The organism is Olivibacter sp. 47 (assembly GCF_030372825.1).
GTDB classification, from domain to species: Bacteria; Bacteroidota; Bacteroidia; order Sphingobacteriales; family Sphingobacteriaceae; genus Olivibacter; species Olivibacter oleidegradans.
On the sequence record NZ_JAUCNR010000001.1, the window covers coordinates 3147117 to 3172989 of the forward strand.

A 25873-nucleotide genomic window follows, 5' to 3' on the forward strand; every position below is an offset into this window, starting at 1 on the left:
TCTAAGTTTAACGCATTAAAAATTAACAAAAAAAGGTTTCAAAAGTTCTTTATAAGCGTTGGAGTATATACCCCTTTCTTTATATATTGTAAAGATCGTATCTTCATTGGGTTGCATTCGCTCCCCCTTTCTTAGACATATAATTTGTCTGAAGGCGTCTTCGCTTTCAAATGACTTTATATGGATTGCTTTAGCAGGATGAAAATCTGTTAACTTATCCGCATATTCCCGGACACTAGTGCTGATGACTGGTGGGAGGACAAGTTGTAACTGTCCGCCATCATTGAGCCAACTCCAAGCTTTTTGTATCAATTCGCGATAAAAGGATGCATCTGTGTGTCTAGCAATGGACTTTCGCTTATCAGGATTTTGAAGTGCGTTCAAAAAAAGGGTGGATTACTAACAATCAAGTCGTATAACGCTGGTGGGGCAAACTCTTGAAAAAGCGTACAATGCGCTCGAATTCGATTGAAAAAAATAGAATTCTTAAAGTTTTTATCCGATAACTGTGCTGCTAATTCATCTTTTTCAACGGCGTCAATTATAGCATGTGGAAACCGCTGTGCCATCATCATTGCTATCACTCCCGTACCTGATCCGATATCCAATATCCGGTTGGGTGACGGATGGTCAGCCAAGGCTCCTAACAATACGCCATCCGTATTTATTTTCATGGTAGCATTGGTTTGTTCTACATGAAATTGCTTGAATCTAAATAGGACGGGTGATTTGGTATCCATAAGGCATTATTATTTACTCCAGTAAAAAGTATTCTCCAACGGTACGACATAAAAAAGAGCAACCTGTTGAGGGTTGCTCTCTATTTTCGCGCTTACTAATTCTAGGTTGCCCAGGCCTTATCTCCCTTTTTATAAGGTAAATTACCATCGTAACGACCTGGTATTTTAACATATCTTAGGGCTTTGGTAGCTCCTAATTCAGAGGTAAAGAAACCCAGTAAGGTAAGTTGCTTAATCATGCTAAAGTAGTGGTTAGCATCCCCCTCTTTTTTGTTCTTCCCGTATTCTTTTGCTTCCTTATCAATTTCGGTCAGCAAGCTGGTGCGTTCTTCTTTAGATAATTCCTGGAATTTCTTACTGTATTTAGCTTTTGAAGCATCTTCCAGTTTTCCCAATCCTTCTAGAAATACTTTTTGATCTTCTTTGGTGTAGCAGTCGCGCACCATTACTGGTATAAATGCACCCACGCCCGCCTCTTTTGCACCCGGGCTGGATGTTTTAGGTAAAATGGTTTCGGCAATATCACCTAAATAGTCTATTTGATCCTCTTTGAATAAGCTTTCTACATCTTTCGATGCAGGGCGAGTACAGCCCTCAAGAAAGAGATTAGCACCGATTACAGTGCCTCCCATTATCCAAGCTACTCGGGTCAAGGCTTCTCTTCTATTCATATCTTTAGTTTATTTAACGGTTTTTATATTGTGTATTTTACATCCCAGCCTGAACGGTAGTTTCGTTTAACGAATTGATTCACTTCGTCAAAGTTCGTCACCTTCATCGCATTGTTATCCCAAACCAATTTAATGTTGCGGCCCGGATATTGATTATTGATGCGCAAGTCGGCACCTCTAATTGCTAAATTAGCCATTAGCAAAGCCTCGGTAAGTGGTCCGGCAATTTCAAAGGGTGAGCTCACCGGTTTCTTTCCGTACCCGGCGATACAAGACTCCACCCATTGCGCATAATGTCCTCCCTCTTGACCGACAACGCGATCGTACTTCTTTGGTACATTGACAGTTGCTGTTTTTGACGTTGGAAGAAGACGTGCATTTTTTCCGTAAGTGTCGGCTAGAATTTTTCCTTTGGTACCGATCAATAGAATTCCGTTTCCACCATCGCCATAAATCTCATTAGGTTCCAGCTCCTCGGGTCTTTCCGGTTGAATACCCCCGTCCATCCAATGTAATGTTACGGGCCCGTTGGTTCTAGTGCCTTTCGGGAAGGTAAGCGTAGCATGACTTGAAGGAGGACAACTCTCAGGGAAATACCCTCGTTTAAATTCATCTACATATACGGTACCTACACTTGCCTGAACATCTTGTACATAACTAAGACCCAATACGCTGAATGGTAGCTCTAGTAAGTGACAGCCCATGTCTCCCAATGCACCGGTTCCGTAATCCCACCATCCACGCCAGTTAAATGGAACCAATTTATCCACATAATCCTTTTGAGGTGCGGTGCCTAACCAAAGATCCCAATTTAATTCTTTAGGAATTTCAGCCTTTTGTGTAGGCCACTGAATTCCAGAAGGCCATACCGGTCTGTCTGTCCAGCAGTATACCGTATGCACATCACCGATAATTCCGGCCTCATACCATTCGCGGGCTTGCCTTGGGCCGTCATTTGAGGCTCCTTGATTACCCATTTGAGTTACTACCTTATATTTCTTTGCAGCATCGGTTAATACGCGCGCTTCCCAAACATCATGAGTTAACGGTTTTTGAACATATACGTGTTTTCCCAACTGCATGGCTGCGAGTGCCTGAATAGCATGATTATGATCGGGAGTTGATACAGAAACAGCGTCTATATGCTTATGCTCTTTGTCAAGCATTTCCCTATAATCTTTGTAGTATTTTGCCTTCGGGAATTTTTTTACAGACCCTGCAGCTCTTCTATCATCTACGTCACATAAAAAGGCGATATCCGCTTTTCCGCTCTCAAAAAAAGCATTGATATCACTTGATCCTTTACCACCTACACCAATACCTGCAACCTGTAGTTTATCGCTTGGCGCAATAAAACCGGATCCTCCTAAAACGTGTCTAGGAACAATCATAAATCCAGCCGCTGCTAAAGCACCGGCTTTTATAAAGCTCCTTCTGGATTCATTTGTTTGTGATTTGTTATTTTTATTAGTATCAGACATGATTAAATAAATTGGTTGTTAAATATTTCCCTTTTTCAACTCCTTCACAGCAAAGTCAGCGGCACGTGCAGTTAAAGCCATATACGTAAGCGAAGGATTCACGCAAGCCGCAGAGGTCATACAAGCACCATCTGTTACAAAAACGTTAGGAGCATCCCATACTTGATTATTTCCGTTCAATACGGAAGTTTTAGGATCTCTACCCATGCGTGCTGTTCCCATTTCATGGATTCCCTGACCGAAACCATACTCGCGATCGTAGGTAAAGACATCCTTTACACCAACGGCTTCCAGCATTGCTTTTGCCTCTTCGGCCATGTCCTTACGCATTTTTAGTTCATTCTCTTTAATTTCTACGTCGAACGCCAGTACAGGAAGACCCCACTTATCTTTTTTCTCCTTATCCAACGTGATTTTGTTTTCATGATAAGGTAATATTTCACCGAATCCACCGAAACCAATTGTCCATGATCCAGGTTCACATAATTCATCTTTGAAGTCAGCACCAATATTCATTTCAGCGACATTCCTACTCCACCCTTGTCTACTGGCACCACCTTGATAGCCAAATCCTCGTAAGTAATCTCTCTTATCACCATCGACGTTTTGGAAGCGAGGGATGTATAAACCATTTGCTCTGCGCCCAAAATAATATTTATCTTCGAAGCCTTCGACTCTTCCACTAGCTCCAACACCTAAATGGTGGTCCATCACATTATGTCCCAATTCACCGCTGCTGCTTCCAAGCCCGCCTTCCCAAACATCTGTTGCTGAGTTCATTAATACCCAAGCAGAATTTAGTGCGGACGCATTTACAAAGATGATCTTAGCAAAATATTCGTATGTCTGATTGTTCTGCGCATCCAGCACCTCTACACCTTTGGCCTTTTTAGTATCTTTATCATAGATGATTTTAGTTACAATTGACCAAGGTCTAACCGTTAAATTACCTGTTTTTACAGCGGCTGGTAACGTTGCGGACTGCGTGCTGAAATAAGCGCCAAAATTACATCCTAACCAACATTTATTCTGGTATTGGCAATTTACGCGTCCATTGTGCGGAACCGTGATATTCGCTGTACGACCAATAATAAAATGTCTTTTTCCACCAAAATGCTGTTTAATCCGTGCGGCAACATCCTTTTCTACCACGTTCATTTCCATCGGCGGCATAAAGTCACCATCAGGCAACACGGCCAATCCATCCCGATTTCCACTGATACCCGCAAATTTTTCGGCATAGCTATACCACGGCGCAATATCCTTATATCTTATTGGCCAGTCGACCGCTATTCCATCTTTCAAATTCGCTTCGAAATCAAGATCGCTCCAACGATAGCTTTGGCGGCCCCACATTAATGAGCGTCCACCTACGTGATAACCCCTATACCAGTCGAATCGTTTTATCTCAACGTACGGGCTTTCTTTTTCGTTTACCCAATAATTTAAATTCGTTTCGTTGAGGGGATAATCCCTCTTCAATACCGGATAATCTTCAATCATTTTTTGCGTTCTGCCACCGCGGTGAGGGAAATCCCAAGGGTTCTTATTGGGGCTTTCGTAATCCTTTATGTGTTCGATGTTCCTGCCGCGCTCCAACATAATTGTTTTGAGCCCTTTCTCTGTTAATTCTTTGGCTGCCCAGCCTCCGCTGATACCTGATCCGATTACTATCGCATCATATACATTATCTGCCATAATTGATTTAGTTTATTTGTCGTTTTAGTATTCGTTAGTAATGTGCTATTTCTTTGCCTGGTAAGTCCATGTTTATTTTAATAAGTTATTCACTGATTGCATGGATCTCTTTCTTTTCTTTAAAGAAAAGTGCAAATAATACAAATATTATAGCGGCTATCGATGCCGGTACGATCCAGACATGTTGCCATAAATTATCCACCGCTGCTGCTTTATAATGTTCTGTGACAAAGCCTGCCACCCAAAAACCGATAAGCATTCCCACTCCATAGGTTGCTAATGTAACCAGTCCTTGAGCGGATGATTTATACTTTTCGCCTGCGCGAGCATCGGTATAAATTTGACCGGAAACAAAGAAAAAGTCGTAACATATTCCATGAAGTGCAATACCGATAATAAGCATGAACGAAAGTTCATTAGCGTTGCCATATGCAAATAAAGCATACCTTATCGCCCACGCCAGCATTCCGAACAAAATGGTTTTTTTAAATCCAAAACGGCTAAAAAAAAACTGGAAGAAGCAGTAGGAAGAATGCTTCCGATATCTGGCCAATAGCCATTTTACCGGTTGGATTTGGTAAACCAATATCTGATAGGAATGGATTCGCATTCTGGTAATAGAAGGCCAGGGGAATACAAATAAGAATAGCCGAAATAAAAAATATCAGAAAGTCTTTTTTGTTGAGGAGTTTTAGTGCGTCTAAACCTAAAATCTCCGAGATACTGCTTTTTTCACCTGCTTCGCGTGCAACCGGAGGAGTTTTAGGAAGGATAAAACTATATAGCCCCAAAACTAAAGACGCTATTCCGGCCATTAAAAAGGTGTTTTTCAAGGCGCCTGCTTTTAAATTATCACCCGAGTCCCAATGGAATACATAGCTGATAACTAGGCCTGCAATGATCCAACCAATTGTACCCCAAACACGAATAGAAGAGAATTCTTTTTCAGGATTTTGCATTTGGCGGAACGAAACGGAGTTTACCAACGCCAAGGTAGGCATATAGCCGATCATATACGCCAGTACGTAGGGATAAAATACACTGACATCAGGGGCACTATACATTTGGTACATCAAAAAGGCACCGATTAAATGAAGTACACCGAGAATCCGTTCAGCATTAAAGTAGCGGTCGGCAATTAAACCAATAATAAAAGGTGCAATGATGGCACCAAAAGATTGTGTGGAAAAGACATTGGCGCTTTCCAGTCCAGATGCATTTAAGTTAATATTTAGAAATGTTCCTAAGGTCACGAACCATGCTCCCCAGATAAAAAATTCCAGAAACATCATGAATGACAATTTTGCACGAGTAATAGTGTTCATAAGGTGGGTTAGTATAAGATTCTGGTTGCGTTAATAAAATATTTAATTCTTATCATTTAAATTGTTGGTTTTAAACAGTCTCTGTTAGCTTTACTGGTTATTTTATTTAACACCTTCCCTACTTTATGGTAGAAATGTTTCAGCTAAAATTTACTAAATGTAGTCGAATTTTTAAAAAAACCAAAATGCTTGTAAAATTTATTTGAACTTTATTGAAACGACAAAAGCGTTGGATTTATTGTTAATAATGAAGGTTTTAGCAGAACTTGTTGATAATCAGCTTGTACAAAATACACTAAGGGGGTGTTTCTACACTGCGGATTTTTTATTAACAATTTGGTTATATAAAGTGGCTGGCAATAAAAAAACCTGAGGCAGGTAGGAGCGCCTCAGGCTCAGTTATTTATTTGCTAAATCGTTTTTTATTATTGTCTGCTATTGTAATTCGGAGCCTCCTTTGTGATCGTTATATCATGTGGATGACTTTCGCGCATACTGGCAGCACTTATTTTTACAAATTTTGCACCTTGTAGCTGTTCGATGGTTGCAGCGCCGCAGTAGTGCATGCCGGCTCGTAACCCACCGATATATTGATAAACAATCTCTGCAAGGGTGCCTTTATAAGGAACCCGACCGACAATTCCTTCGGGAACCAGTTTAGTGACCACATCTGTTTCGTCTTGAAAATATCTATCCTTTGAGCCTTTTGCCATCGCATCGACTGATCCCATTCCTCTATACGACTTAAATTTTCGGCCTTCATAGATAATGGTTTCTCCCGGAGACTCTTCTACCCCGGCAAATAAGGATCCGGCCATGATGGTGCTTGCTCCTGCAGCAATTGCCTTTACGATGTCGCCCGTTTGCTTGATTCCGCCGTCTGCTATTACCGGGATGTTCCGTCCTCTAAGTGCTTTGGCACATTCAAAAACTGCATATAGTTGAGGTACACCAACGCCCGCAACAATACGCGTGGTACAGATAGACCCCGGGCCAATGCCAACTTTGACGGCATCGGCGCCTGCATCAGCTAAAGCGATCGCTGCTTCAGCCGTGGCTATGTTGCCTGCTATTACTTGTAGATCGGGATATAATTTTTTGACACTTTTTACCATATCTATCACTCCTTTGGAGTGACCATGGGCGGTGTCTACGGTAATCACATCTACACCGGCTTTAACAAGTTCGGCTACGCGTTCCAAATTATCTGCCGCAACACCAACGGCTGCGCCGACAAGTAGGCGGCCATGCTCATCCTTCGCGGCGTTTGGATAATGTTTAAATTTCTGAATATCCTTGAAGGTAATCAGGCCGACAAGCTTCCCTTCGCCATCCACCACCGGTAATTTTTCTATTTTATAGTTTTGGAGTATCTCTTCCGCTTTAACAAGGTTAGTACCTATGGGGGCTACTACTAGATTGTCTTTGGTCATTAACTCGCTAATGGGTCTTTCCATATCTTTTTGGAAACGTAGATCGCGATTTGTAACAATCCCGACCAATTTTTTCTCGCCATCAACGACCGGTATCCCTCCTATTTTATTATCTTTCATGATGGTAAAAGCATCTTTAACAAGCGCTGCTTCATTCAAAGTTACCGGATCTTGGATCATTCCGCTTTCCGATCGCTTTACTTTACGCACCTCATGAGCTTGTGCCTCCTTGGTCATATTCTTATGTAATATACCGATACCGCCTGCTTGGGCAAGAGCGATTGCTAGTTCTGCCTCAGTAACCGTATCCATGGCCGCAGAAATCAAAGGAATATTTAGTCTGATCTTTTTCGTTAGCTGCGTACTTGTATCCACATCACGGGGCAATACTTCGGAGTAAGCAGGAATTAATAATACATCGTCGTAGGTGAGACCTTCAGCTACAAATTTTTCTGGATCTAATTGCATGGCAAATATGTATAGGGGTTACTATTTGCCAGGCAAAAGTACGATTTTTTTCAAATCTATACGTATAATGTCGGTCTTTTTGTAAATACAAAGTAATTTTGTGCTGAACTGGAAGTTTCGGAGATCCATTACTATTGCGTATTGCTAAAATCCAACGCTATATTTACCGATATATTCCTTACCTTTGCCCCCTTTAAATTTCGCTGTTAACGATGAGCAACTTGCAAATAGAGATAAATAAACGAAGAATCTTTGGGATCATTAGTCACCCGGATGCTGGTAAAACGACGTTGACTGAAAAACTATTGTTGTTTGGAGGAGCTATACAGAAAGCTGGCACGGTCAAAAGAAATAAAGCGGAGAAAACAGCAACCTCTGACTTTATGGAAATTGAAAAACAACGGGGTATCTCGGTTGCCACCTCAGTGATGGGGTTTAATTACAAAGACCGAAAAATAAATATACTGGACACGCCCGGTCATAAAGACTTTGCAGAAGATACCTACCGAACGCTCACTGCGGTTGATTCGGTCATTTTGGTGATTGATTGTGTTAAAGGAGTTGAAGAACAAACACGGAAGCTAATGAGTGTTTGTAGAATGCGGCATATCCCTGTAATGGTTTTTATCAATAAAATGGATCGTGAAGGCAAGGACCCTTTCGACCTATTGGAAGAAATCGAAAAGGAGCTAAACATTTCTACCCGCCCACTTAGTTGGCCCATTGGAATTGGTAGTACCTTTGCGGGTGTTTATCATCTTTACAAAAAACAGCTAAAATTGTTCAGCGCTGAAAATAAAATGAATATCGCTGACGACTTTATCGAAGTTGAAGATCTGTCGAGTATTGAACTTGAGCGACAACTGGGGGATAAAGCCGCGAGAAAATTACGCGATGAGGTTGAGTTAGTAGAAGGCGTGTATGAACCTTTTGATTTGACGCTTTATCGATCAGGTTATTTGGCTCCTGTCTTTTTCGGAAGTGCAATCAATAACTTCGGTATTGAAGAGTTATTGGACACGTTTGTAGAAATAGCACCGGAGCCGCAAGCGCGAGAGACAGATAAAAGGACCGTGCAGCCCAACGAAGAAAAATTTACAGGCTTTGTGTTTAAAATACATGCCAATTTAGACCCAAACCATCGGGATCGTATTGCTTTTTGTCGCGTATGCTCCGGAAAATTCGAACGTAATAAATTTTATCAACATATCCGATCCAATAAAAAATTAAAATTTGCGTCCCCTACAAGCTTTATGGCCGATGCCAAGAGTTTGGTTGAAGAAGCTTGGCCCGGTGACGTAATCGGATTATATGATGCTGGTAACTTTAAAATTGGCGATACATTGACTGAGGGCGAAACGTTAAAGTATTTGGGTATTCCAAGCTTTTCTCCGGAAATTTTTAAAGAGCTGGAAAACATGGACCCGATGAAAACGAAGCAATTGGAAAAAGGAATTACGCAGCTTGTGGATGAGGGTGTGGCGCAGCTTTTTACGCAAAATCTGGGAAGCAGAAAGTTTGTTGGTACGGTGGGTGAGCTTCAGTTTGAAGTGATTAAATTTCGCTTACTTCATGAGTATGGTGCGTCATGTAATTTTAGGGCAATCAGTTTCACAAAAGCAAGTTGGATAACATCCAATGATCAAAATCAGATGGAAAAGCTCATGCGGTCTCAGGCCAATCGTATTGCTTTTGATAAGGAAAATAGACCCGTGTACCTTTCAAACTCCAAGTGGGATATTGATTCAACAATGCGTGAGTATCCCGATGTTGTGTTTCATGAAACCAGTGAGTGGTAAGTTAAGCTTGATTCAGCTAATTAACGTAGCGTTGGATAGCTTAAAAACTGCAAGTTGCCGTTGCCCTTTACAGTAAGGGTATCGGTATGGGAATTGCCGTCTTTGCTCTTCAGTTGGAGGGCGATTTTGTTTTCTCCTAATTTTAGTGGAACCCTGGTGTAAAGTATTTGGTTCGGGAGGGATTGCCAATTTCGTGTGTCAGCTTTTTCAGAAAGTAGACTGTATAATTGAACGCCGAAACCTAATCCTTCCAGTAATGCATTGTCTTTTCCGTTTTTTCCGGAACCTTTTGCGCTTTCCTTTAATGCGTACTCGGCACCTTTTTTTATGGCTAAACGGGTAAGTGTTTTTCCCATTTCTTTGCCAAAACGTTGTTTTAATGTTTCTACAGCTAATGCGTTGATATCTTCCGCTTTTTCAAAATAAAAATGGTTACTGTCAACGTTAATCGAAGCGTCCGTAAAATAAGCTGGTTTTGAGACATATTTAGGAAAGGCCACCCGCACACTATGTACATCGTTCAAACTGGTACTGTTATTACGGTACACATCATGATCAATTGGAATAAGAATCGTTCCCGCTGCATTGGTAAATACAAAATCACCATTACTTCCTTTAACCAAAGAAAACACTAAATCCTCTTGTTGCTTAATGGGTGCCAAGCCGTTTTCCCAGAATAAGACGAGTTCTCCTCCCGCACCTGCTTGGTAATGTTTGTAAGGCATATTGAAAATTTTCTCAAAACGTTGAAGCTCCGATTCGAAACCATTAAGGTAGGCCATTCGCATTACATCATATTTTAAACCGGTTGGGATGGGGGTATCGTAATAGATCGTGTCCTTTTGTTTAAGATACACTTCTACCGCATTTCGATAAGCGATAAAGGCATTATTAACATCCCGGTCACGTTCATAAATAAGCCCCTGTAACATAAGGGAGAAAGCGTCCTGAGAATATCTATTGGCCTTATCGTTGTATTTATCTGCTTGCGCCTGCGTTTGTAAACTAATGCGTCTGGCCTCTACAATGGCTTCCTCAGTATTATTCAGGTATATATAATTGAGTGCCTTGTAATAATGAATCATAAACTTTTCAAAGTCTTCGCCCTTATAGTTTTGCGTCATTGGATTTACCAGTGTTCCAACTATCGCATCTCGGGTGTTCCCTAAACCGATTTCCAGCAACCTGTCTGCTTCGTTAAAATAACGGTTACTAGCCTCATAATTGCCATTTAATTGACTAACACGGCCAAGTTCCATTAAGTACAGCAATTTGTTACGGGGTTTCTTTAATAAAGAGTTCCTTTCGAGATCTTTTTCTGCTGCCAGGTAATCACCTTCTGCGATTTTTTTGTAGTATGATGCGACTCGCTCGTTATAACTTGCACAGCCATAAACAAATACCATCAAAAATAAACCCATTAATGATATTGGTATTTGTTTAGAATATTTCTTCATACTGCAACGATGATTCAACTACTAGTTTTTAACGTATTTAGCAATTTTTTTATCTCCAATCCAGACAACTTCATTTGTTTGGATGTCGGTCAATTCCAAATCTACCTGATAATAAACAACTTTTTGCCTTTTATGTGAATCGACTATAGAGTTGATCGAGCCTTGAAGTATATAGTCAGCACCATTTTCCAATCCAAACTTCTTCATGGTAGAAAGCGAAGCGTTTTCCTGCTGATCGGCCTTTTCTGCTCTTAGCTCTTCGCGCTTCTTCCCTCCCTGAACTAAGCGTACCCGTTGTGTTTGTATAAAAGCTCTTTCTACATCTTTTACAAAGGTTTCAGCATCAATATGCTCATGGCTTTTATTTTGCATCATACCTACAATTACTACTGGTTTTTTCCCGGCATGCTTTTCTAGATGATCAGCTAACCAATCCGCTCCAAGAATCGTTTTTGTCATTTCGTCAGCTACCATCCTCGAATCCGTATTATTCCAATTTCCGCTGATATCTATGGTTTCTTCGGGACTTACACGAGTGACTTGGCGTGCACAGGAAAATATAGTGAAAGAAGCAGCCGTTATAGCGGCGGAAAATAAAAAGTGCTTAAGTTTCATTTTAATTTTTTATTTTTTAAGTTAAAAGTGTTAATACCAAAAGCCTCTGGTGTTGAATCCTAAACCCACATATGGCGACCAACCCCAATTGTTATAGCCGTAATAACCAAATCCAATGGAAGGATAATACCAATCATTATAGTAGGGATTGGCCATTCGCTCTAAATGCCTTCTTTCTCGTCGTAAGGCTCTTCGCTCTTCTCTTGCCTGGTACCAATCATACGCCTTGTAAGTTTGTTGAATGGTCGCTCCCTGGTAACGAAGTAACGAATCACTTAGCCTCGCATAGCGTTGAAGACTTCTATTGAAGTTTGGGTTTTGATCTGCCGATTCTATTTCCTGAGCGTTTGCTACTGCAAATGACAAGAATGTCATGCAAAGTAGCTGAAATATACCCTTCTTGTTCATAACAAAGAAAATTTAATGTAAGCAAAGCTATTAAATTAAGATAGATGTTTATTAATAAACTTTTACTTACGAGCAATAATTTTGTGTTTCTGCTAATTTTGACAATATTTAAACACAAAGGATTAATCCACCTCTGATTTTTCACCCCAAAGTACTTGCTATCGCAGTGATACGATCGATTAATTCCCCAAAAAAGCCATATGGGCGGGGATATCACCTGTTTCAAAAGACCTTAATAATCTACCTGTTGCGTTGAACTCATACAATGTTCCTGGACTAACATAGTTTTTTGCATCCGTTAGATAAACGTTTTTAGTATTAGCATCAACGGCGATGCCATACGGGATGGTGATGCGGCCGGCTATGTCAGTATCTATATAAGGAAAACCGTTATTCAAGTCGTTAATCAAAAATGAATTAAAAAGAATCGTGTTCTTTTGTGCGTCGCTATCCCATTCGGTAGCATAGGTATATATTTTTTCGTCGTCAATCCAAAAATTACTTACGGGTTTATCCAATTGTTCTATTATACGATCCGTGTAGGGATCGATGAAAAAAAGATTAGAATGCTTGCCTTTATAATCTCCCCTGGACGTTACGTAGATTTTGCCGTGTTGATCTACTTTTACTTGTTGTAGGTTTATGGCAACATCAATTCTCTTTAGCTCTTTGAAGGTTGGCAGATCAATAACGGACAACGTTCGCTCATAGGTATTCGGATTGTATCCGCCTGAATTGGCGACATAAAGCTTGTTGTTAGAAACAGCAAGCCCTTCCGGTTGCCGACCTACTGAAACTTCTCTCAAAATGTTTAGCGACATGGTATCGATTTCAACTACCGTTCCGTTCGGAGAATTAGGGCTTAAGGATATGGATGCGTTATAAGAGCTGACATAGACTTTCCCCTGTGCGGCTGTTATATAGCGGCAGTTAATAAGATCAATCGACTTAATACGTTTGGCAGTAAACGCATCTAGCACTTCTATTTTATTGGATGCGTTTACAGCTATGTATAGTTTGCCTCCGTACAGTTGTATATCATTACCGACATCGCCCAAACCCAAGACAACGGATGGATTAGCTCGCTGATATACATTTCTCTCATAGGTTCCGGTAGTGAAATCATAAAAGTCGAGAGACGCTTTGTTCATCGACATATTACCCTCGTTCAGTAAATATAGGCCCCTACTAAAACGAAAGGTTTCCTCTGCTGAAGGGATTGTATCCTTTCTGCAAGTACTCAAAAGCCCAAAACCGAGTATCGCAATGAAAATATAAAATATTGTAACTGTATTGCGCATGCTTAATATTTAAATGATATTCTTATACGGAAATTTCTTCCCGGCATAGGGAAATTTTTAACAACCTCGTAGGGTTGATTGAGAAAGTTATTCATTTCCAGCATCAAATTCAGCTTTACCTTTCCTGTAAAGGTAAGATCCTCTTTTCCGATTGAAATGTCATGTGTGTACCAAGGTTGCAAGTAATTGTCTGCACGATTAGCTGCCTGACTGTACCGCTCACCGGTATAAAGAAAGCTATAATTTAAACGAAAGCTTCGATAGTCCATTTGTACTATTAATGAACCGCTATGCTTCGGGATATACGGAATCTGCTGTCCGCGATTAAAGGCTTGGTGATTTTCCTGATTTTCTGTCATATCCAATGCCTCTTCGAACGTATAATTCAATCCCATGGTAATATTGGCCTTTTTAAAGGGCTGATAAACCACTTTTGCCAGGACATCGACACCCTTTGTTTCTACGCGATCTAAGTTATACATTATCCAACGGAATTGATTATTGGCCGGGGAGGCAATTATTTTGTCGTTAATCGTGTTATAGTATACATCTGCCTGTATACTGAAATATTTCAGTGCCTTTGCCAAAGACTTCCCATAAGTTGCACCTACATTGAATTGGTTGGCATTTTCGGGCCTCAATGAAGTGTTTCCAATATCAGTATAATATAGGTCATTGAAGGTAGGCATTCGGAAAATGTTCTTATAAAACGCCCTTATTCGGAAATCCTGATAAGTAAAGGGCTGCCAGGATATAGAAAAAGTGGGGCTCAGCCTGCGTTTAACTCCTGCGCCCGCATCATGTTTTGCATGATCTTGTACCAAGGTTGCCAACAAACTCGATTGAAAGGTAACCCGATCTACTTTATATTGCGACGCTAATGCTAAGAGCGTAGTATATCGCGTAGGATAGGCAAAATCGTCTAAGTTCGCGTTTAATTTATTCCATTGCCAGTCCGCACTTAATGACAGGCCCCATTGTCGGGTCACTTTATATTGATTAGCGAACGATAAAAAGATTTCCTGTTGCCTGAAATTATTCTCCAGCGGTCCTTCGATCTTAATGATATTGGGGTTTAAATAATACGTATAATCATTTGCGTATTTAGCATTTACCAAAAACGAATACCGGTTGAGTTCTTTTCGATAGGAACTTTGAAAAAAAATATTGCGATCTTTTTGACGCTGTCCTTTCTCCGGACTTGTGGGTTTTAATCGATTGGCAATAATTGCGTCGGGAAGTCCCCTATCAGATGAATAGATGTATACATGACTACGCCAATCACCGGATAACCATTTTCCATTGATGATTGATTCTGCTCTAAAAGCTTTGATATCGGCGTTTTCTCGGTAAGCCACGGTATCATAGTTTGGGTCTTGCAATCGGAATTTATATTTTCCGCTCGCCTGAGTATATTCGGTGCTGATAGTAGCATTTAAATTTTCGTTGATTTTTCTTTCAACTAATAAAGAAGGATTGATTAGGTCAAAAGAGCCATGCTTTAAACCTGCGGTTAGATTATAATCTTTGCCTTCTTTAAATTGAGGTGTTTTACTTTGTAAATACATATAAGAAGCCGAGGCAAAACTTTTGGCCGGTTGTAGTAAAGCTTGGCGGTCGCCATTGTAAAGGCTAATTTGTTCTATGTTTTCAAGCGAATATTTTCCGAGGTCAACTTGTCCGTTTTGCATATTGCCTACAGCAATACCATCTAAGAGTACTTGTGTATGACTGGACCCCATGCTTCTGACATTGATAGTTTTTAGTCCCCCCACTCCTCCATAGTCCTTTAGCTGGACTCCGGAAAGGAAGCGTGTGGCATCTGCTACCGATAAACTATTTAATCCTTTCAGTTCGTTAGAAGTTAAAATCTGGACAGGAACCGCCGATTGAATGGTGAGGTTGTTTTTTGTGCCATAAATGGAAACGGTGTCCATTTTGTTTGTTTGCGCACTTACATTTCGCGTAAGAAAAAGCGTAAAAAGGACAAGCCAAAAAGAAGGGTATAGTGAATAATTATTCAAGTGTTATCAAGGAATATTAAGATCTTCTACAGCCGTTATTTCAGTGGATAGCTCCCCTAGCCTTCCAAGATCTGCCAAAATACCGGTTTGTATCTTGATAAAATTAATAGAAGGAAGATTTACCTTTACCCCTTTTTCGTCTATTGCATCGGCGATGTCTATCTCATCTCCATTATACCTATTGTCTGCATAGCCATAAACAAATGGCGCGCTCGTAATAAAGTCGGGGTTTGTTTGATCAATATTAGTGCTAGGGAGTAAAGAGCCCTGCAATGAATAGGAGTCCTGATCAATCCAACTCGGGAAATAGAGTTGGCGATGTGTATTATTCCTTTTTATTTTTCCTTCATTTCCTGAGCTATCTTTCCACAGAATATCGGAAGTATCTGTAGCAGGCTTAAAATAAGTAACCATATAATCACGCACGTATCCAGGTTTCCCAAATTCACTTCCTTGGATTTCATACCAAGTATCATCCGGAATCCCATTACCGTTTTCGTCTCTCATGAGCCAGACAACTCCCGGTTCTGCAAAGTTGTCCATGGAATTACCATAAACGGCGATATCTGCTTTATCAGGTACGTTAATCACCGGGTGGTCGAACCCCAGAACAATGTATCCCCCAAAAGCGCCCAAAGAAACGATTCCTTGATTGCCTCTCAGAATGCTTCGCGCGCCGTTTTCATTATCTAATGATTGACTGATAAATTGTCCGGGTGCCGGTTGGTAGTCAAAGAGTTCTGTTACATATTTGATCGGCCCAGTATCAGTTGGTTCGGTATCGCTCTTTGAGCAGGCCTGTGTTAAGCATGCGGTACAAAGGCCGAAAAAAAGAGTTCTTTTACGTATAACGATTCGTTTTAACATAGCTTGATCCGTTAAGGCAGTAAAAGAAGCGGCAGAATAACTCCTTGTTTATAAGTATAATACAGGGTAAAGTTTAATCTGATGCTTCAATCCACGAAAGCCTAGATTTTTTATTATTCGGCAGGTATTCTGACTTGTTCTCAATTGTTTCGCCTTCCCATACATCCTGTACAGTGGCCAATGAAACATAGTTTAATGAACTTACAGCTGCGGGACAGTTTTGGATTTGCACCAAATTCCCTTTTTCATTTCAATCTAATCTAGATTGAAAACCAAATAACAGGACAAACTTAGATAAAATGCACGACATTGCGAATAGCTACGATGACTAATCAGTATTTTGATAGCTAATCTTAAGCTATTCTCTTATTTGCCCATCGCCCCTAACTATCCACTTGTAAGAGGTCAGTTCCTCCAAGCCCATGGGGCCTCTCGCGTGCAACTTTTGGGTGCTGATACCTATTTCAGCACCTAGACCGAACTGAGCACCGTCTGTAAATGCGGTAGAAACATTTGCATATACCGCGGCAGCATCCACGGTATGTAAAAATCGAGCGATTGTTTCAGGGTTTTCAGCGATAATGGCTTCGCTATGTTTAGAGCTGTATTGCGCTATATGTGTAAGTGCATCGTCAATGTCTTTTACCACTTTTATGGCCAGTTTAAGCGAAAGGAATTCGGTTCCGAAATGGCTTTCTTCCGCTTGACGAAGTAAATGTTGAGGGTAATGACTTTCAAGCTGTCTGTAACTTTCTTCGTCGGCGAAGAGCTCAACTTCTTTATGTGATAAAGGCTCCGTTAGTAAAGCTAAATCAGCTAATCGTTCTTTATGTACAAGCAGGCAGTCAAGCGAATTACAAACACTGACACGGCGAGTTTTGGCATTATGAATAATAGCTTTTCCTTTTTCCACGTCCGCAGATACATCAAAATAAGTGTGGACAATGCCTGCGCCTGTCTCAATAACGGGGATCTTACTCGCGGTACGCACATAGTTTATTAACTGCTGGCTACCACGAGGAATAAGTACGTCTACATAACCCACAGCTTGTAGTAAAGCCTCTGTTGCTTCGCGTTCGGCAGGCAATAAAGTTACGACCTTTGGCGATACATTGTGCCTCTCAAGCACAGTTTGTATGATTTTAACAATAGCCGTATTAGAAAATGCTGCGTCGCTGCCCCCTTTTAATAGCGTCACATTGCCTGTTTTAAAGCAGAGAGCGAATACATCAAGCGTTACATTTGGACGAGCTTCGTAAATGACGCTTATAACACCCAGTGGAACCCTTACTTTTTCAATATGAAGCTTATTAGGAAGCGTGCGACTTTCAAGGATGCCCCCAATTGGATTTTTAAGATGAGCAACATGCTCTATATCGGATGCGATTGCTGATATTCGGTGTTCACTTAACAGCAATCGGTCATATTTCGGATCATCAGTCGGCATCCTATTAAGGTCCTTCTGGTTTTCTTCCAATAAAAAAGAAGTCTTATTTCTAATCTCATTCGCAAGATCAGTCAGTATTAGGTCGATCGTTTCATTTGATAGACGTAGCATTTCTTGTTGTGCGTTTTTCGCATGCTGAAAGTATTGCAAGTAATTCATTTTTTGTCTTGCCTTTATGGGTTACCGCTAAAATGGGTACCTGATAAAAATTAAACTAATAAACAGAGTACAGGTAATCGTAATGAACAAGTGGTTTTTGATTTTTTACACCCATCCGTTCGCGCGCTTTGTCGGCACCATATTGAGCAATTCCCCAGCCAATAGTTTGCTGGTGTTCGTCGAGTATCTTGATAACATCACCTTTCTTGAATTCACCGGATACAGCAGTTATGCCAATAGGCAAAAGGCTGCTAACTTTACCGGAAGTCAGTACCTCTTTGGCGCCGGTGTTCAGTTGAACCGTACCCGATGCGGCGCCTTCCGCATGTGCAATCCATTTCTTCCGTTCGGATTTGTGTTTTTCCGGTAAAAAATGTGTATGCACCAAATCTTCAAATAATAGATCTTTTAACACATTGTCGCGTTTGCCGTTTGCAATATGTACCGCAATTCCCAGTTTTGCAACTTTACCCGCAATAGAGGCTTTTGTAATCATGCCACCTCTCCCAAAAGTAGACTTCTCGGCTTTGATAATAGCGGAAAAATTATATTCATTTTGTTTAACCTTTTCTATAATATGCGTATCGGGAAGTTTGGGGTCACCATTATATATTCCATCTATATTAGATAGTATAATCAGCGCATTTGCGTTTAACATAGATGCGATTAGGCCTGCTAATTCATCATTATCCGTAAACATCAGCTCCGTTACCGAAATCACATCGTTTTCATTAACGATGGGAATTACATCATTCTGTAATAGAGAATGGAAACAGTTTTTCATGTTTAAGTAATGTACCCGATCACGAAAATCTTCCTTTGTAACCAAAACTTGCGCGCATAGCATCTCGTGTTCGTTAAACAGTTGCGAGTAGGTGTTGATAAGTTTTACCTGTCCGATGGAAGATAATACCTGTCTTATAGCAACGGCATGTTTAGCTTCTTTTACCGAGGGAAGTAAGCTTCTGCCTGATGCAACAGCACCGGACGACACGACGATCAATTCAATACCCTTTTTCTTTAAATAGACTAATTGTTCGACGAGATGCTGAATACGGGAATAATCCGGTAACCCATTTTCTTTTGTTAGCACATTCGACCCTATCTTGACAATAATCCTCTTGTAGCTAAATGCCATTTTTTTAAGCTGAATTTTATTGGAACCAATAAGCGGCGCTTAGTGGTTTCCAAATTAACATCTTTTTATCGCAATAGGCAAAAAAATGACAATAAAATATTCAGAAGGCTTATCCTTTGTTATTATTTGAATTACACTGCCTTAATATTTGCCAGCTCTATACAAGGCTACGTTTTATTTATAACAAGCATCGGTACAACCGCATGAAAGGCTAAATCTTCTGCTAAGTCGGACAGAAACAACTTGTGAAAGAAGGACCTGTGTCTTTTTGTAAATAAGACTAAAATGGAAGGTTTCATGCGCACCAGCTGATCTCTTAGGTTTTTTAACAGCGTATGAACCGGATTCGTTTTCTCAAAATGGAACGTAATGCCATAGTTGTATTTTTTTCAACTTCCTGTTGATTATACTTGTCCGGTATAAGAGCCAGATCCGGAACAAAATGTAGTACTTCAATAGGGGTTTTAAGTGCGGAAGAAAAATTAACAACCCTTTCAATCTCCGCATCAAAATCTTGCAGATCTGATGCATATACGATCTTGGTAAAAGGTTGAATTGCATAGTCTAGCGGTACAACAATTACGGGGACATCAGATTTTGTTACCAAATTGCCGGTATTTGTTCCGAAAAGCCGGTCTATCTTGTCCGCTCCCTTCGTGCTCATGCATATATAATCGATACCCGAAGTTTTTGCGCAGTAATTTAACAAGGCACTGTCTGCTCTAACGCCTCTGATTACTTCTACAGAAAAGCGCTTTGGCTGGATTCCCATTTCGTTATATATACCTAAAACGAACTCCTCCAGTTTTACCTGATATGCTGACTGTTCCTTATCCTCAGTGAGAGAAGTTTGAACAACAGGATCTTCCTTGACAGCGAATACTTTGGCTAAATGATTCACATATATAAACTGTAAATGAATTTCAGCGTCCGTTTGATTTGCCAAATGTATGGCAAAATGAATACCGGCAAGGGAATTAATGGAAAAATCAGTTGGCACTAAAATTTTCATAATCTTTATTTTTTAAGTTAACTAAAGCAACTTTACGTTAAAGTTACCGCTAATTTTTCAATATTTTAATGACTTAGATCATTCCCTTTTTAAACACTTGTTGAAATCGATGCGATCGGATAAATATTTGCAAAGAATAATATCTTTGCAAATAATCTGAACATGCAAGCATTAGAATTGCTCTATGAAGAAACAGGGAGCCAATAGAAGAGAAAAAATAATGGAAGCTGCACTTCTGCTGTTTTCAGTTAAAGGCTATGCAGACACATCGACTAAATTGATTGCCAAAGAAGCCAATGTTTCAGAGGCGCTTATATTTAAACATTTTGAGAATAAAGATAAATTGTTATTCCACCTTATTAAATCGGGTTATCGCAGGGTACTAGTCCAGAATAAGGGAATGTTAACCTATCATGATCCCAAATCTTTTTGCGTTATATGATTGACCTTCCCAAAAAATTAGTAAGTGAAGAGCCACTTTTCTGGAAATTGCAAGAAAGGCTTTCTCATCATGAATTTTCGAAGCAACAGCATATATTATTTATGAAACCTGTTGATACGGTTGTTAATAAAGCGTTTACCGAGTTGGGAATGGAGAATCCCGCACTTGAAACGCAATTTCTTTTATTGTTGATTGATACACTGTGGAAAAAAGAAGCTACCGGGGATATGGAGAACATAGATGAAATTGCGAGACTGATAAAGATGAAGTATGGCTTGGAGTGAAACAATTGTTTTACCAAAAGGTGAGTGTTTACTTACTTAATTTTTAAATATTTTTTTGGTTTTACGTTTTAAACGTTACATTTGTTCAACTAATCAATTATAAAACTAAGAATTTTTACATAGAGCATCCGTGAGTTTTACAAAACCCTTGCAAAACTCACGTTTTTCTTTATCCTCGAGATGGCTCGCTCACGGGCGAAAAGTCTCTTACTTCTCCCGTGTTAAATAGTAAAAACGAATTGCTAAATATATTATTGTTTAACTAAACGTATTTTCCTTCATAACCACGATCGTCTGCCTGGTCTTTTTCTAATGCAAATGATTTTATTTGAGGTTTAATGGGGTTCAAATGAGTACCTTCTTGTTTCTCCTCTTCTTTGGTTTCTACATTTCCTACGGCTCGTACGGAATCTAAATGTTGAAAAAGCTCTTTCAGTGCTTTGCAAATGTTTCTTAAATATTTTTCATTCGTAGAACAGAGATCACTATCGGTGAGATCTCCAATGTCTTGAAAGTGAAGTGTCGTAATTTTTCCATTGCTAATAACGGCATGGAATTCGTTGGTATCCGGAAAATCCCATTTAAGCTGATGTATGGTAGTAGTTGTAATCTCCATGGTGATATGGGTTAATGGTTAATGAAATAGTGCATTTTAAATTTTCCCCAGATGGTTTTAATCACGTAATAGTTACCAATATGTATACCACTTTTCCGTATCTGAAGAAGAGTAGATCAGTCCATCCATAATATTTCGGCGTATTACACAATAAAATTGTTCTTTTTTTGTTATTCTAATACATTATTTAGATTTTAGTACACAAATTTTGATACATAACAGTAAATCGCCCAAACCCGACTATATGAAATTCAATAAGTATACCATTAAGATCCTGGTAGTTTTAATACTTGTTTTAGGATCAGGTATTGTATTCTTTTCTGGATTCGAAATAAATAGAACATCAGAAGAATCACCCACCAAAGCAGTAAATGCCCAAGAGAAGATTCCGGTTCCACTTCCAAAGCAATTCAATCTAGCCGTCGATTCCTTCGATGTTCATAATAATAAGGTTGAGAGAAATCAATTCCTGTCCAATATTCTATCGGCTTATCAGGTTGACCCTGTTACGATCAGCAAACTTGCTGATAAATCAAGAGCTATATTCAATGTACGTAAAATTTCAGCCGGAAATCCATATACGATCTTTACGTATAAAAATAACCCACAAAAAGCAGCCTACTTTATTTATCAACCGAATCCGATAGATTATATTGTATATGATCTCCGGGATACGTTAAATGTGTATGCTGGTAAGAAGGATGTTGCTGTCAGGTTGGAAACCGTGGCGAGTGATATCAATCATTCGCTTTATGAAGCGCTGCAGCGGAACGGTGCAGATCCACAACTAGCTATCAAGTTAGCGGAAATTTATGGATGGGCGATCGATTTTTATGCGATTGGTGAGAATGATTGGTTTAAAATCCAATATGAAAGGCGATATGTAGATGATCGGCCTGTAGATGCAGGTCATATTGTGTCTGCGGTGTTTTCACATAAAGGGAAAGAATTGTCGGCATTTTATTTTCAGACAGACAGTACAACTAAAGGAGAGTATTATGATGAAGAAGGTAATAGCGTAAGAAGGGCTTTTTTGAAAGCACCCCTGAAATTTAGCCGGATAACCTCGCGGTATACAAAGCGACGGTTGCACCCTGTACAGAAAATTTGGAAGGCGCATTTGGGAACCGATTATGCTGCTCCGAGAGGCACACCCATCATTGCTACCGGTAATGGCGTGGTTACCGAGTCGGCCTTCTCTAAATTCAATGGTAATTATGTGAAAATAAAACATAATGGAACTTACACTACGCAGTATTTACACATGAGCAAACGGGCGGTTCGTTCCGGTCAACGTGTTCAACAAGGTCAAGTTATCGGCTACGTGGGAAGCACGGGATTGGCTACCGGTCCACATGTCTGCTACCGTTTTTGGAAGAATGGAAAACAAGTGGATGCACTAAAGCAAAACTTTAGAGAAACCACGCCCCTTCCCTCTAAATTTCTATCGGCTTTCAAGGCTGTCGTAGCAAGAGAGCAAGAGGTTCTCGCTTCGCTCAACGTAGTTGCAGGAGATGCATTAGCGTCTTCCACTGAGCTAACTGATCGTGAGGAAAAAGCGCTGTAAAAATAAAAATCATTTTGTTTAGGTAAATCTTTTGCGAAAGTTTATAAACATTCATACCCATAATAAACAAACAGAAGGGGTTGTAAGTGTTATTAATCTTGGAGATAACTACAACCGATGTCTTGATTTCAATCCGTGTTCGATTGGTATCCATCCTTGGTTTGTGACCGATACCTCTTTTAAAGGTCAACTGGATGAGCTAGCAAACTATGCTGCACATGAAACGGTTTTCGCAATCGGTGAATGTGGTTTGGATAAACGGTGCGAGACTGAATGGCTTCTTCAGGAAAAGGCTTTCTTTGAACAAATAAAGCTTGCGAATCGGATTGATAAACCCCTACTAATTCATTGCGTAAAGGCTTTTGGCGAAGTTGTTCAGTGCCTGCAAAAAGTTAACAGCAAAGTGCCTGTCATTTTTCATGGTTTTAACAGGGGCATAACTGTTGCTCGTACTTTGATAGAGAAAGGATATTATTTGTCATTTGGCCGTTCTCTAATTAGAGATCAACATCTTGAATCGCTAAAAGCATGTCCGCTCACTCAACTCTTTCTGGAAACAGATGATGCCGAATTAGAAATAGAAACGGTTTACAACAAAGCATCGGTAGTGCTAGGTATGCCGGTAGAGGCATTGGCCGTACAACTTCACGAGAACTATGCCCGTGTTAAAAAGACAAAATTTAATATATAAAATACATGCAAGAAACAGCTTGGTTGTCGAGAACGGAAGTTCTGATAGGTAAGGAAAATTTGAATAAATTAATTAATAGCCATGTAATGGTACTGGGCTTAGGTGGTGTCGGTTCGTTTGCCGCCGAATTTTTATGTAGAGGAGGTGTAGGAGAAATGACCATAATCGACGGCGATGTGGTGGATCCGAGCAATAGAAATAGACAACTGCCCGCATTAGCAACAACGCATGGGCAATCAAAAGCGACATTAATGGCTGAACGCTTGTACGCCATTAACCCCGAATTGAAATTGCATGTCATCAACGATTTTATGAGCCCTGAACGCATCGAATCCCTAATTAATATGAATCCGGATTATGCGGTAGATGCTATAGATAGTATAACACCCAAACTTTCTTTTATTAGGCAAGCCTATGCAAAACGAATCCGTTTTGTCAGTTCAATGGGAGCCGGTGGTAAAGTAGATCCCACCAAATTGGAAGTGGTTGATATTTCACAGACTTACAATTGTCCATTGGCGCAACATATTCGTAAAAAACTTAAGAAACACAAAATTTACAAAGGGGTTAAAGTCGTTTTTTCTTCTGAGCTTCCTGATAAGAACTCACTGATCTATACAGATGGAAGTAACTATAAAAAATCTGCTTACGGCACGATGTCTTACATACCGGCAACATTTGGAGCGGCGGCTGCCTCAGCTGTTATAAGAGATTTAATAAAATAGTTTTTTTCTTATTTCTTTATAAGTAAAAAGGCCTCCAGGGAGATTGGAGGCCTTTGTTATTATTAAAAAAAGCGGCCGGATGGCCTAGACATAGGATTGCAAATATACTGAGAAAGTCTAGAAGTGTTTCATAATTCTATTGTTTTTTTCATATTTATAAAATATTGTCTTCTGATATGCCCTTTGTCGCCATTCTTTTTTAATTCTATTGATCTTTTGTTTAACAATATCTTAATAGTTAATAATTGTAGCTAATCCGGTAATCATTGCACAGTCCAACCATCCTTGGTTAGGCTCAGTTTAGCTTCATGCTTTTTTATTTGGCTATAGTCTTTTTTATCTAACTTTGAAAAGGGATTAACATTTATATACTTGGTTGTAAAGGTAACAAGGGCGGTTTTTTGTTGTTCGCTGACTTGTACCGACACAACCGAATCAAGTACCTCCTCTGCGATTTTTACCTTCTGGACAGAGCTTAACTGCCCTTTATCGGGAGGCAATAAGAGCTCACTTGCTTTGTCAGTAAAACGAATAATAGCCTTTTGATTCTCTCCTGTTTTATGATTGCGTTCTACCTGTACCAATCCATCTTTTTCCAAACCGGCATCTAACACTCGACGTCCGTCTTCGGCATCTTTCGTATAAATTTGATAGCTCTGAATCTGCGGATATTTTCTATGCTGCTCAATGAGCTTGTACGCCTCTTCCTTTGTTAACGATATTTTATTACAGGCGCATACTATAAGTGCTGCAGAAAATAAAAATAAGATTTTGAAAGTCTTCATTTTATATAGTTTTATCATGTAAAAATATAGGTTTTAACGATTTTTATAGATTATTTAGCCGATATTTTTTAATATCGGATTTTTGTCCGATATTGCTGCTTATGATAGCGGTACTAACAGGAGATATAATCAATTCAAGAAAGGCGAAATCTGCGAGAGAATGGAATGATCTGTTAAAGGAAAGTCTTTCCAAGGTGACTGAAAGTGATACAGACTGGGAAATCTTTAGAGGCGATAGTTTTCAGCTGGAACTATCAAATCCAGTAAATGCCTTGCATAGCGCTTTGTACTTAAAAGCGAGCTTAAAGACCGTAAAGGACTTAGACGCTCGAATATCAATAGGTGTTGGAGCGAAAAGCTTTACAGGAGAGCGTGTCACCGAATCATATGGTGATGCCTATCTTTTCTCGGGCGAACAATTTGAATTACTTAAAAAAAATAAACAAACTTTGGCCATTCGAACCGGGAACAATACTTTTAATGAAGATTTCAATTTGTTTTTCAGGCTTGCCCTTACCTTCATCGATAATTGGACACCAAATTCGGCTATGTTGGTACAAACGGTTTTTGATCATCCGAGCTTATCACAAAAGGAATTGGGTGAAATTTTGGGAATAAGCCAGTCGTCGGTAAGTGAACGGTTTAATCGTGCCTATCTTGCGGAAATTAGGGATCTCATTGAATTGTTTGAAAAAAGACTGAAATCAATTTAATAACTTA

At 39.8% G+C, this 25873-nt stretch carries 24 protein-coding genes, 1 pseudogene and 1 riboswitch; of the genes and pseudogenes, 7 read left to right on the forward strand and 18 right to left on the reverse strand.

What is annotated here, in order from left to right:
* Positions 1-15: 15 nt before the first annotated feature.
* The 7 genes and pseudogenes from QT327_RS13685 to guaB form a co-directional block, all read right to left on the reverse strand.
* Complete coding sequence (locus tag QT327_RS13685) at positions 16-384, reverse strand: hypothetical protein (RefSeq protein WP_289553083.1); 369 nt, start codon at positions 382-384, stop codon at positions 16-18.
* Positions 381-740: a tRNA1(Val) (adenine(37)-N6)-methyltransferase gene (locus QT327_RS13690; protein ID WP_289553084.1), complete on the reverse strand. Its 360-nt coding sequence runs from the start codon at positions 738-740 to the stop codon at positions 381-383. The genes QT327_RS13685 and QT327_RS13690 overlap by 4 nt, the downstream gene beginning before the upstream one ends.
* 101 nt (positions 741-841) lie before the next feature.
* Positions 842-1411 carry a gluconate 2-dehydrogenase subunit 3 family protein gene (locus QT327_RS13695; RefSeq protein ID WP_130856014.1) on the reverse strand — a complete coding sequence of 190 codons (570 nt, stop codon included), beginning with the start codon at positions 1409-1411 and terminating at the stop codon, positions 842-844.
* Between the two features lie 23 nt (positions 1412-1434).
* Positions 1435-2892, reverse strand: coding sequence for a Gfo/Idh/MocA family protein (locus tag QT327_RS13700; RefSeq protein ID WP_013666896.1), 1458 nt, complete (start codon positions 2890-2892; stop codon positions 1435-1437).
* An 18-nt stretch (positions 2893-2910) separates the two neighbouring features.
* Positions 2911-4590, reverse strand: a complete 1680-nt coding sequence (locus QT327_RS13705; RefSeq protein WP_013666897.1) for a GMC oxidoreductase — start codon at positions 4588-4590, stop codon at positions 2911-2913.
* An 85-nt stretch (positions 4591-4675) separates the two neighbouring features.
* Positions 4676-5915: pseudogene (locus QT327_RS13710) on the reverse strand (nucleoside permease).
* A gap of 425 nt (positions 5916-6340) precedes the next feature.
* Positions 6341-7816, reverse strand: a complete 1476-nt coding sequence (gene guaB / locus QT327_RS13715; RefSeq protein WP_013666899.1) for an IMP dehydrogenase — start codon at positions 7814-7816, stop codon at positions 6341-6343.
* Between the two features lie 212 nt (positions 7817-8028).
* Here guaB and QT327_RS13720 point away from each other — a divergent pair, with 212 nt between their 5' ends.
* Positions 8029-9615 carry a peptide chain release factor 3 gene (locus tag QT327_RS13720; protein WP_130856013.1) on the forward strand — a complete coding sequence of 529 codons (1587 nt, stop codon included), beginning with the start codon at positions 8029-8031 and terminating at the stop codon, positions 9613-9615.
* A 20-nt stretch (positions 9616-9635) separates the two neighbouring features.
* On the opposite strand, the gene QT327_RS13725 is transcribed toward QT327_RS13720, so the two are convergent.
* The 9 genes from QT327_RS13725 to QT327_RS13765 all read right to left on the reverse strand — a co-directional run bounded on the left by QT327_RS13725 (position 9636) and on the right by QT327_RS13765 (position 20043).
* A complete protein-coding gene (locus QT327_RS13725; RefSeq protein WP_041387532.1) occupies positions 9636-11072 on the reverse strand; it encodes a COG3014 family protein in 1437 nt (478 codons plus the stop codon).
* Between the two features lie 21 nt (positions 11073-11093).
* Positions 11094-11687, reverse strand: coding sequence for a penicillin-binding protein activator LpoB (locus QT327_RS13730; RefSeq protein WP_013666902.1), 594 nt, complete (start codon positions 11685-11687; stop codon positions 11094-11096).
* A 30-nt stretch (positions 11688-11717) separates the two neighbouring features.
* Positions 11718-12095 carry a hypothetical protein gene (locus QT327_RS13735; protein ID WP_130856012.1) on the reverse strand — a complete coding sequence of 126 codons (378 nt, stop codon included), beginning with the start codon at positions 12093-12095 and terminating at the stop codon, positions 11718-11720.
* Positions 12096-12274: 179 nt separating this feature from the next.
* The gene (locus QT327_RS13740; protein WP_130856011.1) at positions 12275-13396 is read right to left on the reverse strand and encodes a YncE family protein; all 1122 of its coding nucleotides are present in this window, start codon (positions 13394-13396) and stop codon (positions 12275-12277) included.
* A 2-nt stretch (positions 13397-13398) separates the two neighbouring features.
* Positions 13399-15420, reverse strand: coding sequence for a TonB-dependent receptor plug domain-containing protein (locus tag QT327_RS13745; RefSeq protein WP_130856010.1), 2022 nt, complete (start codon positions 15418-15420; stop codon positions 13399-13401).
* Positions 15421-15426: 6 nt separating this feature from the next.
* A complete protein-coding gene (locus tag QT327_RS13750; RefSeq protein WP_130856009.1) occupies positions 15427-16287 on the reverse strand; it encodes a cell surface protein in 861 nt (286 codons plus the stop codon).
* 102 nt (positions 16288-16389) lie between these two features.
* Positions 16390-16579, reverse strand: a riboswitch (cobalamin riboswitch).
* 66 nt (positions 16580-16645) lie between these two features.
* Positions 16646-17893, reverse strand: coding sequence for a glutamate-5-semialdehyde dehydrogenase (locus QT327_RS13755; protein WP_130856008.1), 1248 nt, complete (start codon positions 17891-17893; stop codon positions 16646-16648).
* Between the two features lie 55 nt (positions 17894-17948).
* Positions 17949-19031 carry a glutamate 5-kinase gene (proB, locus tag QT327_RS13760; RefSeq protein ID WP_130856007.1) on the reverse strand — a complete coding sequence of 361 codons (1083 nt, stop codon included), beginning with the start codon at positions 19029-19031 and terminating at the stop codon, positions 17949-17951.
* A gap of 325 nt (positions 19032-19356) precedes the next feature.
* Positions 19357-20043, reverse strand: coding sequence for a universal stress protein (locus tag QT327_RS13765; protein WP_289553089.1), 687 nt, complete (start codon positions 20041-20043; stop codon positions 19357-19359).
* Positions 20044-20227: 184 nt separating this feature from the next.
* On the opposite strand from QT327_RS13765, the gene QT327_RS13770 reads away from it, so the two are divergent.
* The gene (locus QT327_RS13770; protein ID WP_289553090.1) at positions 20228-20485 is read left to right on the forward strand and encodes a TetR/AcrR family transcriptional regulator; all 258 of its coding nucleotides are present in this window, start codon (positions 20228-20230) and stop codon (positions 20483-20485) included.
* Positions 20482-20769 (forward strand): hypothetical protein, encoded by a 288-nt coding sequence (locus QT327_RS13775; protein ID WP_289553094.1) that lies wholly within the window; start codon positions 20482-20484, stop codon positions 20767-20769. The genes QT327_RS13770 and QT327_RS13775 overlap by 4 nt, the downstream gene beginning before the upstream one ends.
* 262 nt (positions 20770-21031) lie before the next feature.
* On the opposite strand, the gene QT327_RS13780 is transcribed toward QT327_RS13775, so the two are convergent.
* Positions 21032-21385: a hypothetical protein gene (locus tag QT327_RS13780; RefSeq protein ID WP_130856005.1), complete on the reverse strand. Its 354-nt coding sequence runs from the start codon at positions 21383-21385 to the stop codon at positions 21032-21034.
* 244 nt (positions 21386-21629) lie between these two features.
* Here QT327_RS13780 and QT327_RS13785 point away from each other — a divergent pair, with 244 nt between their 5' ends.
* Genes QT327_RS13785 through QT327_RS13795 form a run of 3 tightly spaced genes read left to right on the forward strand, consistent with a single transcriptional unit; the run spans position 21630 to position 24368 of the window.
* Entirely contained in the window at positions 21630-22952 is a 1323-nt protein-coding gene (locus tag QT327_RS13785; RefSeq protein ID WP_130856004.1) for a M23 family metallopeptidase, read from the forward strand.
* A 31-nt stretch (positions 22953-22983) separates the two neighbouring features.
* A complete protein-coding gene (locus tag QT327_RS13790) occupies positions 22984-23643 on the forward strand; it encodes a TatD family hydrolase (protein WP_130856003.1) in 660 nt (219 codons plus the stop codon).
* Between the two features lie 5 nt (positions 23644-23648).
* Positions 23649-24368 (forward strand): tRNA threonylcarbamoyladenosine dehydratase, encoded by a 720-nt coding sequence (locus QT327_RS13795; protein ID WP_013666914.1) that lies wholly within the window; start codon positions 23649-23651, stop codon positions 24366-24368.
* 263 nt (positions 24369-24631) lie between these two features.
* Here QT327_RS13795 and QT327_RS13800 read toward each other — a convergent pair whose 3' ends face one another.
* Positions 24632-25153, reverse strand: a complete 522-nt coding sequence (locus QT327_RS13800) for a hypothetical protein (protein WP_130856002.1) — start codon at positions 25151-25153, stop codon at positions 24632-24634.
* 101 nt (positions 25154-25254) lie between these two features.
* On the opposite strand from QT327_RS13800, the gene QT327_RS13805 reads away from it, so the two are divergent.
* Positions 25255-25866, forward strand: coding sequence for a MarR family transcriptional regulator (locus QT327_RS13805; RefSeq protein ID WP_130856001.1), 612 nt, complete (start codon positions 25255-25257; stop codon positions 25864-25866).
* Positions 25867-25873 lie beyond the last annotated feature (7 nt).